The organism is Syntrophomonas wolfei subsp. wolfei str. Goettingen G311 (genome assembly GCF_000014725.1).
GTDB lineage: Bacteria > Bacillota > Syntrophomonadia > Syntrophomonadales > Syntrophomonadaceae > Syntrophomonas > Syntrophomonas wolfei.
Map to the genome: position 1 here is coordinate 1888452 of NC_008346.1, position 14169 is coordinate 1902620.

Here is a 14169-nt window from a genome sequence, read left to right on the forward strand (position 1 = left end):
CAGCCTTTTTTGAAATCTTATTATTTGGTTTTAATACCCAAATAATCCATTAAAGCAGATTGAAATATCTTTGAATAATTTACGCCCTGAGCTTCAGCAATTTCCTTTAGCCATGCTGGTATGGTTAAATTAGTTTTTACTGCTCTATTATCTAATTCATTCCTTACTATGCTCGGGAAGATACTTACAGGAGAAATTATATATCCCGGAGCAGTCTCAGTATCCACTTGCGGCACTTTGGAGGGAGTAGGTATCTCATCACCATCTTTTTCCATTCCGTATAAATGAAGTCCCAATGCATCGGCAGCTTGCTTTTGCGCTTCTTCAAAATCTTCTCCATAGCTTACACATCCGGGAATATCAGGAAAATACACACTATATCCTGTCGCTACCGGCTCAAACACTGCAAAATAAGTAAGCTTATGCACAATACTTTATCCCCCTTATGAATAGATGAAGACTTATTTTAGTCCTGCCTGTTTAAATATGCTGTTTAGAGTACCGGGGGCAATATCTCCTTTGTGGTCAGGTACTGTTACTTTGCCTGTTTTAGTAGGGTGCTTTAATTGAATATGGGAACCTTTCGTTCTACCCTCAATTTCTTTCCATCCGTCTTTGTATAAGAGTTTCAATACTTCTCTGACGGTCATATCTTGCCCCTTCCCCACGTCTATTATACGCCCTGGTTATACGTATGTAAATCTTTTAATATTCTTAGAAAAAATACTACTGCTGAGTGTCGGGTTATAATTATTATCCTGGATGGCAATACCACAGATGGGTGGGCATGTATGGTTGTATAGAATTTAGGGGGACAACCTTGAAGATTGTCCCCCGGTTTATCTTTTCCCGCTAACCCCTCACAGCTTACCCTTCGCATCCTGCATTTATTGAGCTCCTAACAAAGTAATCGCCATTTTGCTGGTTAGATAACCGCTATCTGGAACTACTTCGCGCAGTTTTTCCAATGCCTGCCGGGCTTTATCTTCCTGCTGGTCAAAGTAATAGATACAGCCCAGATAAAAGAGGCTTTCATCATAATAATTGGTGGAAGGAAAATCCCGGGTATAATCCAGGAAGTATTTTTCCGCATTTTTATACTCAGAATTAATATAATAAACCCGAGCTAGATAATACAAGGCTTCGCGATGGAGAAAACTCTTTGATTGCATAGAAACCACCATACCCAGATTGCTTGTAGCTTTCTTATAATCACCGGCTAAATAAGCCTGATAACCCTCGGAATAATACCATTTTTCCTGTTCCAGATCGTAATCGGCCCCTGCCATGCTGTTTTCCTCACCTCTATTTTTAACCTCCTCAGGTAAAAAACCAACCGCCGGTTTTTCTAATAAAACCATCTGAGGCTGGTTCCCCTTCTCAATTTTTTCTTGGAAATACTCCACTTGTTGCTTGTTTTTGCCGGATTGCTCAACATCATAATCCCGCTGTCCCACTAAATAACTAACTCCCTGCACCAGTAAAACTGTGCACAATACCCCGGAAAGCAGCCAGGCTAGTCTTATCCGGGGTAGAGCCGGCCAGTGAATCCACTTCTCACTAACTTCGTCCAGTTCTACCGCATTTGAAGCATCTTCCTCATAGATATTCAAGTAATTTAATAACGGTTTATTGGATGAATCCCATTCCAACCCCTTGATCCATACTCGCCGTGCCGAATAGCGATCGGCTTCAGCCAGGTAACACAAGCCCAAAAGTTGATAGATTCCCACAAAACAGTCTTTTTCCTGTAAAAGCTCCCACAGAGCATTTCTAGCCGCTTCATAATTCCGGTTTTCCACCTGATTCAAAGCTTCATAATAGCGCTTTAACCAGAATTGAAAGGGTGGGTCTTGCAAATCTTCCAGGGACAAAGAAGCTTCCGGATTGGCCGTATCCAACTCCAAAACCTTTTTCCAACAGAGCTCCGCTCTTTCAAAATCACCCCAGAGGAAATAACAGCGGGCAATCAGATTTAATATCTCAATATTTTCAACATCTGCTTTTATCGCCTCTACCAGGATTTCATAAGCCCCGGTAATATCATGTTCCAGGATTTTTTCCGCCGCCTGCTCGGATAACGAAGTAATTGATGAATCAGTATTTTCGTTAATATTTGTTTCCATACTTTCATTCATATTTATAACCATTCCTTTCTTGAAGTACAAAAGATCATGAAAGAAATTTCTTTCATATTTTCATTTGCCCTCAAATCTTCTTTCCATCTTATTCCACATTTGTTTCATAATTCCTCCCAGCTTTTGTAAATTTTTATCTGCTCTCTATTAACCGATTATTTAAAATATTTAATTTTCCAATTTTCACTCCGCTTGCTTTAAGCCATCCGGAACCATCTGTAAAAAGATAAGTATTATGATACTAAGCAAGCATATAAGGAGCATGAGCAATATGGTATATGCCAGCAGGTTTTTACGGTTAGAAAAAATACGAATGTCCGGGCCGGATATTCATTTAATGCAGAAGAGACTAAAGGAGTTAGGATATAATCCTGGAGTGGAAGATGGAATATTTGGAGAGCAAAGCGAAGCCGCGCTGAAAGCCTTTCAAGCCAGCCGGGGTCTCGTAGTTGATGGTGTAGTTGATCCCAACACCTGGTTGCTCCTGGAACCTAGTTCCTCAATCCGGCTGCAAAACAAGCGGGAGGGCCAGGCCTGGGAACAACCCCGCATCAGTATTGATGTGGTAAAAAGAAGACTTACCTACACTTCCGGCAGCTTCAAAAAAACCTATCCTGTAGCGGTAGGGAAGCCACAAACTCCTACTCCGCTGGGAAATTGGACCATAGTCCAAAAAACTGTCAATCCCGGAGGACCTTTTGGTGCTCGCTGGATGAGACTTAGTGTTCCCTGGGGAGGATATGGCATCCATGGAACCAACCGCCCCAGTTCCATCGGCAAAGCTGTCAGCCACGGCTGTGTGCGCATGTATAATGCTGATGTAATCGAGCTTTATGACCGGACTCCCTTGGGTACACCGGTTAATATATTCGGGAAAGCTAATACGGGACGGGTTCTTTCCAGGGGCGATCAAGGCAGTGATGTGAAAGAGGTGCAGAGGATGCTGAGAACCCTGGGATACTACCGGGTCAAGCCCGATGGTAAATTCGGCCCTAAAACTGAAGCCGCAGTAATTGCTTTCCAAAGGGATAATCAACTGATAGCTGATGGTATTGTAGGGCCATATACTCATCACGCCCTGCAGAAGGCTTATGACCTGGCCATCAATGATGTGGAACCATAAAAGCCTCAATTGACAGCTATCCCTCATAGATGATATTATGAAGAAGTTCGGGGCGTGGCGCAGCTTGGTAGCGCGTCTGATTTGGGATCAGAAGGCCGCAGGTTCAAATCCTGTCGCCCCGACCAGTTGAGAATAACAGCCCGCCCGATGTGGCGGGTTTTTTCTTATGTTACAAGCTTCTTGCCTTAGACAAAGAGTTAAGCTATTATAAGGATTTTTAATGCCCTATAATTAGCTTATGGTAGTCAAAAAGTAGTCAGATTTAATGCTCTATAATGCCGATTAATTAAGGTTTTTGAGGGGCCGAAGTAGTCACCCCGACCCCTCTTGTTTCTTACAAACTCATTCCCTCACCCTTTTCTTCCCCTGGTCATAAATGCTACAAGCAGCAGCCCCCAAAAATACGCCTGCTAAAATACCCCATAAGATAGGTTTCCCGCTCGTAGCGGCTGCTGCTATTCCACCAGCCATGCCTAAAGTAGCCGATAAATGCGGCGCATACTTTGAAGGCAAGCCTAACGTTTTAGCCAATCCAACAGCCACCATAATAGCAGGTGGCAGCGATAGTCTTCCCCCCCCCTATAACATAGGTTTTTGGCATTAAAGTTATTTGTTATTTATAGTTGTTTGCAGTTTGCTTTTATCGTATTTTCTGTTTATGTATGTTAATATTTATTTGGTAATGTTGATATTTGTTTAAAAATGAAATATCCTTGACCAATCTCAAAGTTATATACATAATTCCTAATTCCCCCAGGAAGTAATAAGCAATTTAGATAAAAAGGAGGTCAATAGAATGATAGAAACAACCACACCCGGGCAGAAAAACGGTGGACTGGAAGGCACAGGCGAGGGTAAAACCAGCTATCTAAAGAACTCTTTTGAACAGGACCTGGAAAAAGCGCATGATTTTCATGGTCACATATGCACCGGTATTATTTTTGGAACTAGAATAGCTAGAATAGGTTTAAAATATTTGGGCATTGACGACCCAGCTGAAAACAAAGATTTTATTGTTTTTGTAGAAGCTGACCGTTGTATTGCGGATGCGGTTTCTGCGGTTACCGGATGTACCCTGGGTAAGAGGCGATTAAAGTGGTTTGATTATGGTAAGATGGCCGCTACTTTTGTAGATATGAACAGCCAAAAGGGAATCAGAATCGTTACCGCCGCTAGTGAGCAGCCATCCGACGACATGGATTTGGTAAGCTTTTGGAGTTCAATAGCGGATGAGGATTTGTTCAGGACCGAAGAGGTAACTGTAAAGTTATGTCAGGAAGACCTTCCTGGCAAGCCTTCGCGCAAAGTTATATGTGCTGCCTGCGGTGAGTCAGTTATGGATGGCAGAGATTTGCTGCTGGATGATACAATTCTGTGTAAAGCCTGTGCAAATAGTGCTTATTATGAAAAATACTAAGAAAAATGGTGGTTTGGAATGTGGAGTATTTATAATGATTTAATAGATTCTATTCCTGAAGATTTGACTGTGCTTGATTGCATGCTGGGACTACATTGGACCCTGATTAAATCAGAATCGGGTACAGGTGCAGCTATGACAGTAAATGGCGGTCAACAGAACAGTGGTGAATATAAGGAACTTATCAGTATGCCGTTAAAAGAATTGGCTAAAGCTGTTAAATCATGGACTATGCTGGAGGCTTCTATGGGATTGGCAGCAATCAATTCCGCCCTTAATACTCCCAAGCAAGTAAGTGCTCTTACCGGTCAGGTGTTTAAGGTAAGTAAGGATTCAGAAAGAGCCAATGCCTTTACTTGCTTTTTACCAGACATTAAGAACAAAAAGGTAGCGGTAATTGGACATTTTCCTAATCTAGATTTATTAAGAACGACTTGTCAACTTTCTATTCTAGAAAGAATGCCTCAGGAGGGTGATTATCCCGATCCAGCCTGTGAATATATCTTGCCTGAGCAAGATGTGGTGTTTATAACCGGTACGGCATTTATTAACAAAACCATGCCCAGACTCCTCAGTTTGGCCAAGAATTCCCGAATTATTTTGGTAGGACCCAGTGTTCCTATATCTCCGGTGCTTTTCGATTACGGTGTAGATGCAATCTCCAGTAGCGTTATGTTAGATGAAGAACTGGTTTGGAGAGCTGTTAAGCAGGGAGGGAAAACAAAAGCTTTCAAATCGGGTGGGCAAATGGTAAACATCCAACGCTAAATCCAAATACCCTGGCTACCGGAAAGAGTGAGGAGAAAAAATAATCCTACAAAACTTTTACCCGGGTCCTTTTCTTTCCATAAACCAGTGGTCTTCTTCCAGGAACAGATAGACCTCCCTGTTTCCCACCCGACATGTATAGCGAATACCTATGCCACCGGCTTTCAGGCTGGCAGCGCGGCGAATATCCGTGACCCGGTTGATTTCATATTCCTGGCCATCTTCCCATATAACTGCAGTTGGTTTACATCCCCATCAGGATTAAAAACCGCCTTGACGCTGAGATAAATCTTATTTTCCAGGTCACGCGGGGTGGTAATACTGTTGCCCACACTCTTGATTATCGACTCCTCCCCCATAGGCACAACCGGCGAACGGTCATAACCATTGGCGAACGACCACAAGACCTCACCCCATTTCCCCAGCCTGGGGATCGCTCTCGGCAATATCTCCAATCGTGCTTATCCCCCAACGGGCAACTTACGGCATGTAGCCCTTCCCACTCATTTGCCGAAGCATAGAAGTTATTAAGATCTGAATACAGAATGGTTCTTTCCATAATATAAACAACCTCTAAATAACAGAACACTAGTTCTAGTTTCTAACACCTTTCCCATTCAAGTCAACTTAAATTTTTTCTTTTAAAAGCAGTTTGCTATCTTGCTGAGAAAAATTTAGAATATTTATAAAAGGGATTAGAGCTGGTTCTTAAGGGAAAAGGTTTGAAAATCACGATTCAGCGGAGGTAAAAATGGAGCGGCAATTAATATTAAGAAATTCGACCGGGGTCCGAAAAAGCAAGCGAAACTATGTGATTATTCCGTTGCTCATCCTGTTGCTGGCTGCGGGAGGGGTTTTTGGCATCGCCGGTTATACCGGCTGGAACCTGACCCATCCGGTTCGGCTTGCGTTGGAGAAGAATCCCCAGGATGTGGGACTGAGCTTTGAGAATGTTGAATTCCCCAGCCGCTATGATTCCCTGGCAATTAAAGGTTGGTTGATACCAGCGCAAAATAGTGATAAAACCATCATATTTGCTCACGGCTACCGCCGCAACCGGGCGGACGATGACATTCCCATGTTAAATTTGGCCCGGGACCTGGTGGATCGGGGTTATAATGTGCTTTTGTTCGATTTTAGAAACAGCGGTGAATCCGGGGGCAATCTCACCACGGTAGGCCAGCTGGAGGTGCGTGATTTGCTGGGTGCGGTCGACTATATCAAGGCTAAACCCGAAATCAGCAGAAAGATCATTCTCCTGGGTTTCTCAATGGGGGCCACCACATCGCTGCTGGCTGGAGCACGTGAACCGGAAGTGGATGCGGTCATTGCTGACTCTCCTTTTGCCAATATGCGCAGCTATCTGGAAGAGAACCTGAGCGTTTGGACCGATTTGCCTTCATTTCCGTTTAATCAAGCCTTTTTTATCATTGTTCCCATGCTGACCGGACTTGACCCCGATCAGGTCAGTCCCATTAATGAAATAACCAGCTTTAAAGGGCGTCCGGTCTTGCTAATCCATGGTACTGCCGACAGCAAAATACCGATTGCCAATAGTGAAGATCTTTTAGAAGTTTATCCTCAAGCTCAGCTTGTAAAGATTCCAGATTCGGATCATTGTGACAGTTACCATGATCATCGCAATCTGTACATCAAAACCCTTGAGAATTTCTTGGCCAGTGTATAGCCTTTGCCTAATCGGAAGAATCATATAAAACCAGATGGGGGTCAAACTGGGTTCCAGCGCATCGCCTGATTTCGGCTAATGCCTCTTCTTTACCGACAGCTTGCGTATATGGACGGCCATTGGTCATCACATCATAAGTATCGGTGATAGCAATGATTCTGGATATAAGCGGAATCTTTTCGCCCTTCAGACCCAGGCATATACGGGTGGATATCTGGAGAGCCGTTAAGCAGGGAGGAAAAACAAAAGCTTTCAAATCGGGTGGGCAAATGGTAAACATCCAACGCTAAATTCAAATACCCTGGCTACCGGAAAGAGTGAGGAGAAAAAATAATCCTACAAAACTTTTACCTGGTTCCTTTTTTTTCCATAAACCAGCGGTCTTCTTCCAGGAACAGATAGACCTCCCTGTTTCCCACCCGACATGTATAGCGAATACCTACACCGCCGGCTTTCAGGCTGGCAGCGCGGCGAATATCCGTGACCCGGTTGATTTCATATTCCCGGCCATCTTCCCAGATAACTGCAGTTGGTTTACATCCCCCATCAGGATAGAAAACCGCCTTGACGCTGACATAAATCTTATCCGGGTTGCAGTAATGTTTTTCCTCCATCATGGTAATTTTCCTCCCTTAAAGAAAGCCAGTGGATGAATAATATGCTCCTCTTTGGGGTTTATGCTGCCCAGTTCACGATCCTTTAGCAAAACGGCCCGTTGGACGGAAAAATGGCCAAAGCGGCAGCGCAATGTATCCAGTGTAGCCTCAATTTTTTCCTGTTTTATGCGTTTTTCTTCATCTGTAAACAAAGAAAGCTGCTCATGGCTATCGGCGGCAATCAGATCACAACCCCGCACTCCAATGCTGCGAATGGGATGGGCCCAGGAATAGTGAGAGCGGAAGAGGGCCATCGCTTTTTCCGCTATATCATTAGAGATATTGCCTGGTCGGAGCAATTTACCCTGTACGCCAAAAGTGAAGAGATTTTTATCCCGGACATGAATATGTACCGTACGGCATTTAAAACCATGTTCCCGCAACCTGGCTGCTACACTTTCACTCAGGGCATAAATTATTAGCAGCACATCTTCATTATTTTCCAGGTCACGCGGGGTGGTAATACTATTGCCCACACTCTTGATAATGGACTCCTCCCCCATAGCCACGACCGGCGAACGGTCATAACCATTGGCGAACGACCACAAGACCTCACCCCATTTCCCCAGCCTGGCTTTCAGAACCAGAGGATCGCTCTCGGCAATATCTCCAATCGTGCTTATCCCCCAACGGGCAAACTTACGGCATGTAGCCCTTCCCACATAGAGCAAATCACTGGCGGGCAGGGGCCAGGCCGTTTGTTTGAAATTATCCTTGCTAATAATCGTGGTAGCATCAGGTTTCTTCATATCGCTGCCCAGCTTGGCAAATATCTTGTTATAGCTTACGCCAACTGATGCGCTTACACCCAGCTCAAGTTTAATACGCTCTCTTATTTCATCGGCCATCTCTATTCCACTTCCGAAAATATGGATACTACCGGTCACATCCAACCAGGCTTCATCCAGGCCAAATGCTTCGACTTGATCGGTATAAGAAGCGTAAATGCTCCGGGCCAGGCGCGAAAACTTTAAATAAAGCGGGTAATTGGGGGGGACAACAACGAGTTCAGGACATTTTTGTTGGGCCTGCCATATCACTTCACCGGTTTGAATTCCACTCTCTTTGGCTAAATAGTTTTTGGCCAGGACAATGCCGTGCCGGGCAGCCGGATCACCGCAGACCGCTACAGCTTTATTCCTGATCTCAGGCCGGTGCAAGCATTCCACCGAAGCATAAAAATTATTAAGGTCTGAATGCAAAATAACTCTTTCCATCCCTATAAAATATCCTCTATGATTTATTCAGAACATTTGTTCTATAATAGCAGTTTTTCCTTTTTAGTCAAGGTTAATATATGGTATTTGGACCCTGGATTTTAGCAAAAATAGGCTATTTAAGGCCAATCTTTAATTTCCGCAACAAAAAAGGCCTCCGTAATCGGAAACCTTTTTCATTAGTTTCGGTGTCTTCAGAGTTACTTCAGAGGCCTGCCTGTATCAAGTAATTCAGATGTACAGAAGGGACAGCGAGTTGCAGCAATCGATATCTCCGACTTGCAATAACGACATTCTTTCGTAGTTGGCGCAGCAGCAACTTCTTGTTTTTTCAGGCGATTGATTTGCTTAACCACCAAAAAAATAGCAACAGCTACGATTATAAAATCAATGATACTATTAAGAAAAACACCGTATTTAATAACGGGTGCTCCCGCCGCCGTTGCATCAGCCAGAGAGGAATAGTTTTTTCCGGAGAGGTTTATATAGAGGTTCGTAAAATCAACCTTACCTAACAACAATCCTATGGGTGGCATTAAAATATCATTAACAAATGAGGTTACGATTTTACCAAATGCAGCTCCAATAATGATACCAATGGCCAGATCAATGACATTTCCCCTCATGGCAAACTCACGAAATTCTTTCCACATTACCCCCACCCCCTGTCTAATAATTATTTAGCCAAAAGTATTCGACAACTATGCTGCTATTCCTTTAAGACACCTGTATACCGGATGGGACTATTATTTCTATGCGATTACCCAATAGCCGGAAAAGCAGCATCATAATAATGTGCCGATATAACTTTAGGATTCAGGAGGCAAAGTCTATATCTATATAGAACACTTAAAATTTTTCCCACCACATCAGCGCCCAGCATATGTCATTATAAGGAAACTCCAGGATGCCGTCCTGCCGTTTTATTAAGCAATCATTCAGGAGTCTGGTAATTTCTTTCTCTTCAGATGGCCTGAGGTCTTCGGCAATCCAGCGGCATTGTTCAAGTGCATCGTTCAGATCGATATACCTAGAACGTCCCTCGATGAATTTTACATTTGCACGAATACCCATCTGGTATAGCAGGTTATATGCATATATGTAACCCGGGGGATCGGAAATTTCCTTGCCCATAACTTTATATACCATTTTTTTGAGTGGGCTGGAGAACCCTGCCCCCATGGTTACATATGCGTAATGCTTAGTCTTATCGTCTATTCGAGCCAATCCTTCTTTCAGATTGGCCATCGTAGCAAGAGAACGGGATGCGATTACTACATCATGCTTATCCAGTTCACTATCGAGTCTATCGTCCTCCCAGGAGCACTGTATACAATCGATGTTAGTCAAGCATTCTTTGGTAGCAGTCTCTTGGAGCAGGCGCAGCATTTCAGAGGAAAAATCAAGCGCTGTTACGTGCTTTGACCTTTTTGCCGCCCATATAGTTATATCACCGGGACCACAGCCAACATCAAGTACGGTCCATTCGGGACACAAGCGTACATTGGCCATAAATTGCCTGAAATATTCATCATTGGACATCCATCGTTTAAGTGCGGGTGCCATAGAATCCCACTGGTTGGGCCTGATATTCCTATAATTACGCTGGGCTGCTTTCCACAAAGCATCCCAGTTAATGCTGCTCTGCTCATCCATGAAACATCCATTCCTTTCCCTATGCCAAAGCATAAAAAGTGTTCAAATACCTGAAAAAAAACAAATCCTATGTTGCTTCATATATTTCCGGAAATAGTATTGTATCTATTTCTTCTTCGCTAAGGCTAAATCCCAGGAATTGCTGATGGTAATACTTTACCTCTTTTCTCATATCAATGTTTGGGAACAGGTCAGGATGCAGGGTTTTCGCTGCCCATTGTATCTGTAGCGCTTCTTCTGCCGATGGGTATTGCCAATCAAAAAAACCGTGAGGGTTGACATAGACTCGATCATTTTTTACTGCAGTTAACTCCTTGAACACAGGGCTATTTACTATAAGATTTTTGGCTCTGTTTGATGGTGTTATTATCACATCAGGGTTCCACTTCAATAGTTGCTCGTTATCAACAACTTTATATCCCGGAATCTCACGGGCGATGTTCTTTCCTCCTGCAATTTCTATCCATTCGTCCATAATAGTATCTGTACCGCCAACTCTAAGAGAAGCATCCGTAATGATACAAGCCACGGTAGGTTTCTGGCCATCTGGTATGCCTGCAATTATCGAATTAACCATCTTAAGTTTTTCACTGAAATATGCGTCATATTTTTTTGCCTTTTCATAATGTTCATTCCCTAGCGTCTGACCAATAAACATTATATTCTCCCGGATGTTCTTTATGGACTTAGCCTTTGACAACACCGCTACCGTTAACCCGACCTCCTTACATTTTTCAATTGTGTCAGCGCAGTGTTCGAACTCAAAAACCAGATCCGGATCTGTCTTAAGCAATTCTTCGAAATTTACCGGGTCGGCAAATGGTGTGGGGAGATTTAACACTTCTGGCTTATACTTTACCAGCCATACAAATTTTTTAACATTAGGGTGTATTGCAACTATGTCATCCGCTGCACCGAGGATCATCATTATCTCATATTGATTAGCCCAGTGAAACGCAATCCTCTCAGGATTTGCTGGTACCACTACCATATTGCCCGCCATGTCGGTGATGGTTTTTTCAGCAGGTACTGCTTCGGGTGCAGAGGTTGCAGACTGCTGCCCGCAACCGGTACAAAAAACTGTTATTAAGAAAACCATAATCAAAAGTAGTGCCATTGACTTTCTCATTTAAAATCCCTCCTCATAATAATTTCTTCAGGTTCAGGCAAAATCAACCATATAGCCATGGTTTCAATTAATGTTTTGCGCCTGGAGTTTTTCCCACCACATTATTAGCCATAGCTCAGGTTGTAAATTTTATAATTTTATTTCCACATTCTTCTTTATTTTTTACAAAGTAACTTCTACACCTAATTCTTTAAGCTTTTTACTCGTGGATTCCATGTGATTATGGAATTCCATATTATCTTCATAAAGGTACTCTTCATTTTGGTAAACATGGTAATGTGGGGTACGGTTGATATGTATACCTCCAACCCTGTTGCCAGCACCAGCCATTAAAGGTGTAGGGTAATTATCTCGCCCCCATCCCGCTGCACCCCCGATATCCTTGTCCCTCAATACAAGACGCATAACAGCTACGAGCCGAGCTGCCTCCCAGTCGGAACAACTGGGATGATCCTTCATGGGGATACCATTAAAGGGGAAAAATTTCGACACATAGACACTCTTCAGGTGTTCGTAGTGTTTAATGTAGAAAATAAAGTCTACATAGTCCTGGTATTTAGTCTCATTGGGACTCAATCCGGCCATTATACCTGTTCCCAACCCCAGGCCTGCCTCACCTATTAAACGGGCGAATTTTTTCTTTTCCTCCAGGTCATCGCCAGGCTTCACTTTATTGAATACCTGGGGGTTGATGGTTTCGAAGACGGATCTGACGAGTTTTACTCCCAGTTGTTTCAGTTCTTTAAGGGTATCAAAGGACATGGCGGCACCGCAGTTGATATCGATCTCCATATCATTATAGCCAGCAGTTCTTATGGCGGTAACGATTTCAAGGACATCAGAGCCATCGCTTCTTAATGTGGTGCCTCCGCTCAGGTGGAATTCCTGGAGGCCATGTCGGGCAATATAATCCACACCCTTGAGGATCTCTTCAATGCCCAGGGGTTCATCTCCTTTTTTCCGCCAGTAAGGGCAGTATTGACAAAGAGGTTTGAGATTGCAGCGAAGTACTCTAGCGATGCCACCGCTCCATTTAAAGGTGTTCCCCATGATTTTTTCCCGGACAAACCTGGCTGTTTGCAAAAGCTCTGTTGCTTTTTCTTCTTGTTCGGTTTCCTTGAAAATATACAAGGCTTCTTCCTCGTTAATAGCCTCATTTTTACTCTTTTCCAGAATACGTTCAAACCGTGCCACTTTATTCTGCCACCTCCGCAATCTGTTCAGGTTTAATCAGGTTGTTGTGGAAAAGGGAATAAAATTCAATCATCTTATCTTCAAACAGCTTGTCATAGTTAGCATCATTGTCGTGGTATAGCTTGCCATGGGCCCAAATCATTCCTACCAATGCAGTAACACCGTCCATATTGGCATAGCGGGGCTGAACATATACCCTCCCGTTTTTAACAGCGTTTACATTTTTCCACTCGGCTCCATTCATAATTTGATCTTTAGTCGTTTGTTTCCAGGTAATAATAACCTGCGGATCCCATTTCAAGATTTGTTCTATGGATACAGGGATACTTTCATCGGTGGGTTTTCCGCTTAGCTCTGTAGCCACATTATTCCCGCCGGCTAACTTGAGAATGGAAGCCATTATGGTTGATTCTCCCGGGGTGGTTAATAAATCACTGGCACCGGCAAAATATACCCTTGGTTTTTCATCTTGCGGTATTTTCCCCGTTTCCTGGGACATTGTGCGTATGTTGTCACGCCACCAATCAGCAAGCTTATTTGCCTGGGCTTCATTGCCCACAATTTTGCCCAACAGGCGCATAGACTCCTCGTAATCAGCCAGAGTATCTTTGGAAACTGCTATTACGGGGAGGTTTACCTGGTCGGCCAGTTTGTCAATTTGGGGATCTTTGGTCAAGGTAATAATCACATCCGGGTTCAGTTGCAAAATCTGTTCAGGACTGGTTCCCTTAAAAAACACGCCGGTAACCGGCAGTTTTTTTAGTTTATCTATCTCTGTATCTGGATAAGCCTTGACGCTTTCTGCTGCCAGATACCTGCCATCAAACACCTTGTCCTTACTCACCATCTTGTCGGGGGCTAGTTGCCATAGCATATAGGTAGGAATGGGGTGTAACGCTAATATGTGTTTGACTTCACCTGGTATAGTTACAGTACGACCTGCCATATCCTGAATATTTACTTGGGCCGGTGGTTCATTTTTTTGCTGCATGGCCTGTTCACTCTTATCTCCCGTAGCTTTACTGCAGCCACCCACGAGAGCCAACGTCAAAACCATTATCAGTCCCAGGGCAATAAACTTGAAAGTATTCCTATTTTGCGAAAACATATGAAACCTCCTATCTCAATATTTTAATAATTATCTTTGAATATCTCTTAAAATCACAGTATTTAATTTTGTTTAT

17 protein-coding genes and 1 tRNA gene are annotated in these 14169 nt (G+C 43.4%); 5 read left to right on the forward strand and 13 right to left on the reverse strand.

Annotation, left to right across the window (positions count from 1 at the left end):
• Positions 1–20 precede the first annotated feature (20 nt).
• From SWOL_RS08575 to SWOL_RS08585, 3 genes are all read right to left on the reverse strand, one after another.
• Entirely contained in the window at positions 21–404 is a 384-nt protein-coding gene (locus SWOL_RS08575) for a type II toxin-antitoxin system HicB family antitoxin (RefSeq protein WP_242649317.1), read from the reverse strand.
• Positions 405–461: 57 nt separating this feature from the next.
• Positions 462–650, reverse strand: a complete 189-nt coding sequence (locus tag SWOL_RS08580) for a type II toxin-antitoxin system HicA family toxin (RefSeq protein ID WP_011641057.1) — start codon at positions 648–650, stop codon at positions 462–464.
• A 237-nt stretch (positions 651–887) separates the two neighbouring features.
• A complete protein-coding gene (locus SWOL_RS08585; RefSeq protein WP_011641058.1) occupies positions 888–2138 on the reverse strand; it encodes a tetratricopeptide repeat protein in 1251 nt (416 codons plus the stop codon).
• 262 nt (positions 2139–2400) lie between these two features.
• On the opposite strand from SWOL_RS08585, the gene SWOL_RS08590 reads away from it, so the two are divergent.
• Both SWOL_RS08590 and SWOL_RS08595 read left to right on the forward strand, forming a co-directional pair.
• Complete coding sequence (locus SWOL_RS08590; RefSeq protein ID WP_242649318.1) at positions 2401–3261, forward strand: L,D-transpeptidase family protein; 861 nt, start codon at positions 2401–2403, stop codon at positions 3259–3261.
• 48 nt (positions 3262–3309) lie between these two features.
• A tRNA-Pro gene (locus SWOL_RS08595) sits at positions 3310–3386 on the forward strand.
• Positions 3387–3603: 217 nt separating this feature from the next.
• Here the strand turns inward: SWOL_RS08595 and SWOL_RS08600 are convergent.
• Positions 3604–3792 carry a transposase gene (locus tag SWOL_RS08600; RefSeq protein WP_155814186.1) on the reverse strand — a complete coding sequence of 63 codons (189 nt, stop codon included), beginning with the start codon at positions 3790–3792 and terminating at the stop codon, positions 3604–3606.
• A gap of 265 nt (positions 3793–4057) precedes the next feature.
• Here SWOL_RS08600 and SWOL_RS08605 point away from each other — a divergent pair, with 265 nt between their 5' ends.
• Both SWOL_RS08605 and SWOL_RS08610 read left to right on the forward strand, forming a co-directional pair.
• Positions 4058–4678 (forward strand): FmdE family protein, encoded by a 621-nt coding sequence (locus SWOL_RS08605; protein ID WP_011641060.1) that lies wholly within the window; start codon positions 4058–4060, stop codon positions 4676–4678.
• Between the two features lie 18 nt (positions 4679–4696).
• Complete coding sequence (locus tag SWOL_RS08610; RefSeq protein WP_011641061.1) at positions 4697–5446, forward strand: DUF364 domain-containing protein; 750 nt, start codon at positions 4697–4699, stop codon at positions 5444–5446.
• A gap of 164 nt (positions 5447–5610) precedes the next feature.
• On the opposite strand, the gene SWOL_RS15350 is transcribed toward SWOL_RS08610, so the two are convergent.
• A complete protein-coding gene (locus tag SWOL_RS15350; RefSeq protein ID WP_011641062.1) occupies positions 5611–5901 on the reverse strand; it encodes a hypothetical protein in 291 nt (96 codons plus the stop codon).
• A 296-nt stretch (positions 5902–6197) separates the two neighbouring features.
• Here SWOL_RS15350 and SWOL_RS08620 point away from each other — a divergent pair, with 296 nt between their 5' ends.
• Entirely contained in the window at positions 6198–7133 is a 936-nt protein-coding gene (locus SWOL_RS08620; protein ID WP_011641063.1) for an alpha/beta hydrolase, read from the forward strand.
• 7 nt (positions 7134–7140) lie between these two features.
• On the opposite strand, the gene SWOL_RS08625 is transcribed toward SWOL_RS08620, so the two are convergent.
• From SWOL_RS08625 to SWOL_RS08660, 8 genes are all read right to left on the reverse strand, one after another.
• On the reverse strand, positions 7141–7413 hold the full coding sequence (locus tag SWOL_RS08625; RefSeq protein ID WP_011641064.1) for an HD-GYP domain-containing protein: 273 nt from the start codon (positions 7411–7413) through the stop codon (positions 7141–7143).
• Positions 7414–7480: 67 nt separating this feature from the next.
• Positions 7481–7750 carry a hypothetical protein gene (locus tag SWOL_RS08630; RefSeq protein ID WP_011641065.1) on the reverse strand — a complete coding sequence of 90 codons (270 nt, stop codon included), beginning with the start codon at positions 7748–7750 and terminating at the stop codon, positions 7481–7483.
• Positions 7747–9006: a Y-family DNA polymerase gene (locus SWOL_RS08635; protein WP_011641066.1), complete on the reverse strand. Its 1260-nt coding sequence runs from the start codon at positions 9004–9006 to the stop codon at positions 7747–7749. Before SWOL_RS08635 ends, SWOL_RS08630 begins: the two co-directional genes overlap by 4 nt.
• A gap of 200 nt (positions 9007–9206) precedes the next feature.
• The gene (gene mscL / locus SWOL_RS08640; protein ID WP_011641067.1) at positions 9207–9659 is read right to left on the reverse strand and encodes a large conductance mechanosensitive channel protein MscL; all 453 of its coding nucleotides are present in this window, start codon (positions 9657–9659) and stop codon (positions 9207–9209) included.
• Positions 9660–9855: 196 nt separating this feature from the next.
• On the reverse strand, positions 9856–10662 hold the full coding sequence (locus SWOL_RS13625) for a class I SAM-dependent methyltransferase (RefSeq protein ID WP_011641068.1): 807 nt from the start codon (positions 10660–10662) through the stop codon (positions 9856–9858).
• Between the two features lie 67 nt (positions 10663–10729).
• On the reverse strand, positions 10730–11791 hold the full coding sequence (locus tag SWOL_RS08650; RefSeq protein WP_011641069.1) for an ABC transporter substrate-binding protein: 1062 nt from the start codon (positions 11789–11791) through the stop codon (positions 10730–10732).
• 162 nt (positions 11792–11953) lie between these two features.
• Complete coding sequence (locus SWOL_RS08655; RefSeq protein WP_011641070.1) at positions 11954–12985, reverse strand: biotin synthase BioB; 1032 nt, start codon at positions 12983–12985, stop codon at positions 11954–11956.
• A gap of 1 nt (position 12986) precedes the next feature.
• The gene (locus SWOL_RS08660; RefSeq protein ID WP_011641071.1) at positions 12987–14093 is read right to left on the reverse strand and encodes an ABC transporter substrate-binding protein; all 1107 of its coding nucleotides are present in this window, start codon (positions 14091–14093) and stop codon (positions 12987–12989) included.
• Between the last annotated feature and the right edge of the window lie 76 nt (positions 14094–14169).

Coding starts and splice junctions, on each gene's coding strand:
- SWOL_RS08585 (WP_011641058.1), bottom strand. CDS start 2,138: ATGAATGAAAGTATGGAAACAAATATTAACGAAAATACTGATTCATCA.
- SWOL_RS08605 (WP_011641060.1), top strand. CDS start 4,058: ATGATAGAAACAACCACACCCGGGCAGAAAAACGGTGGACTGGAAGGC.
- SWOL_RS08635 (WP_011641066.1), bottom strand. CDS start 9,006: ATGGAAAGAGTTATTTTGCATTCAGACCTTAATAATTTTTATGCTTCG.
- SWOL_RS08610 (WP_011641061.1), top strand. CDS start 4,697: ATGTGGAGTATTTATAATGATTTAATAGATTCTATTCCTGAAGATTTG.
- SWOL_RS08650 (WP_011641069.1), bottom strand. CDS start 11,791: ATGAGAAAGTCAATGGCACTACTTTTGATTATGGTTTTCTTAATAACA.
- SWOL_RS08660 (WP_011641071.1), bottom strand. CDS start 14,093: ATGTTTTCGCAAAATAGGAATACTTTCAAGTTTATTGCCCTGGGACTG.
- SWOL_RS08590 (WP_242649318.1), top strand. CDS start 2,401: ATGAGCAATATGGTATATGCCAGCAGGTTTTTACGGTTAGAAAAAATA.
- SWOL_RS08625 (WP_011641064.1), bottom strand. CDS start 7,413: ATGTTTACCATTTGCCCACCCGATTTGAAAGCTTTTGTTTTTCCTCCC.
- SWOL_RS13625 (WP_011641068.1), bottom strand. CDS start 10,662: ATGGATGAGCAGAGCAGCATTAACTGGGATGCTTTGTGGAAAGCAGCC.
- SWOL_RS08630 (WP_011641065.1), bottom strand. CDS start 7,750: ATGATGGAGGAAAAACATTACTGCAACCCGGATAAGATTTATGTCAGC.
- SWOL_RS08580 (WP_011641057.1), bottom strand. CDS start 650: ATGACCGTCAGAGAAGTATTGAAACTCTTATACAAAGACGGATGGAAA.
- mscL (WP_011641067.1), bottom strand. CDS start 9,659: ATGTGGAAAGAATTTCGTGAGTTTGCCATGAGGGGAAATGTCATTGAT.
- SWOL_RS08620 (WP_011641063.1), top strand. CDS start 6,198: ATGGAGCGGCAATTAATATTAAGAAATTCGACCGGGGTCCGAAAAAGC.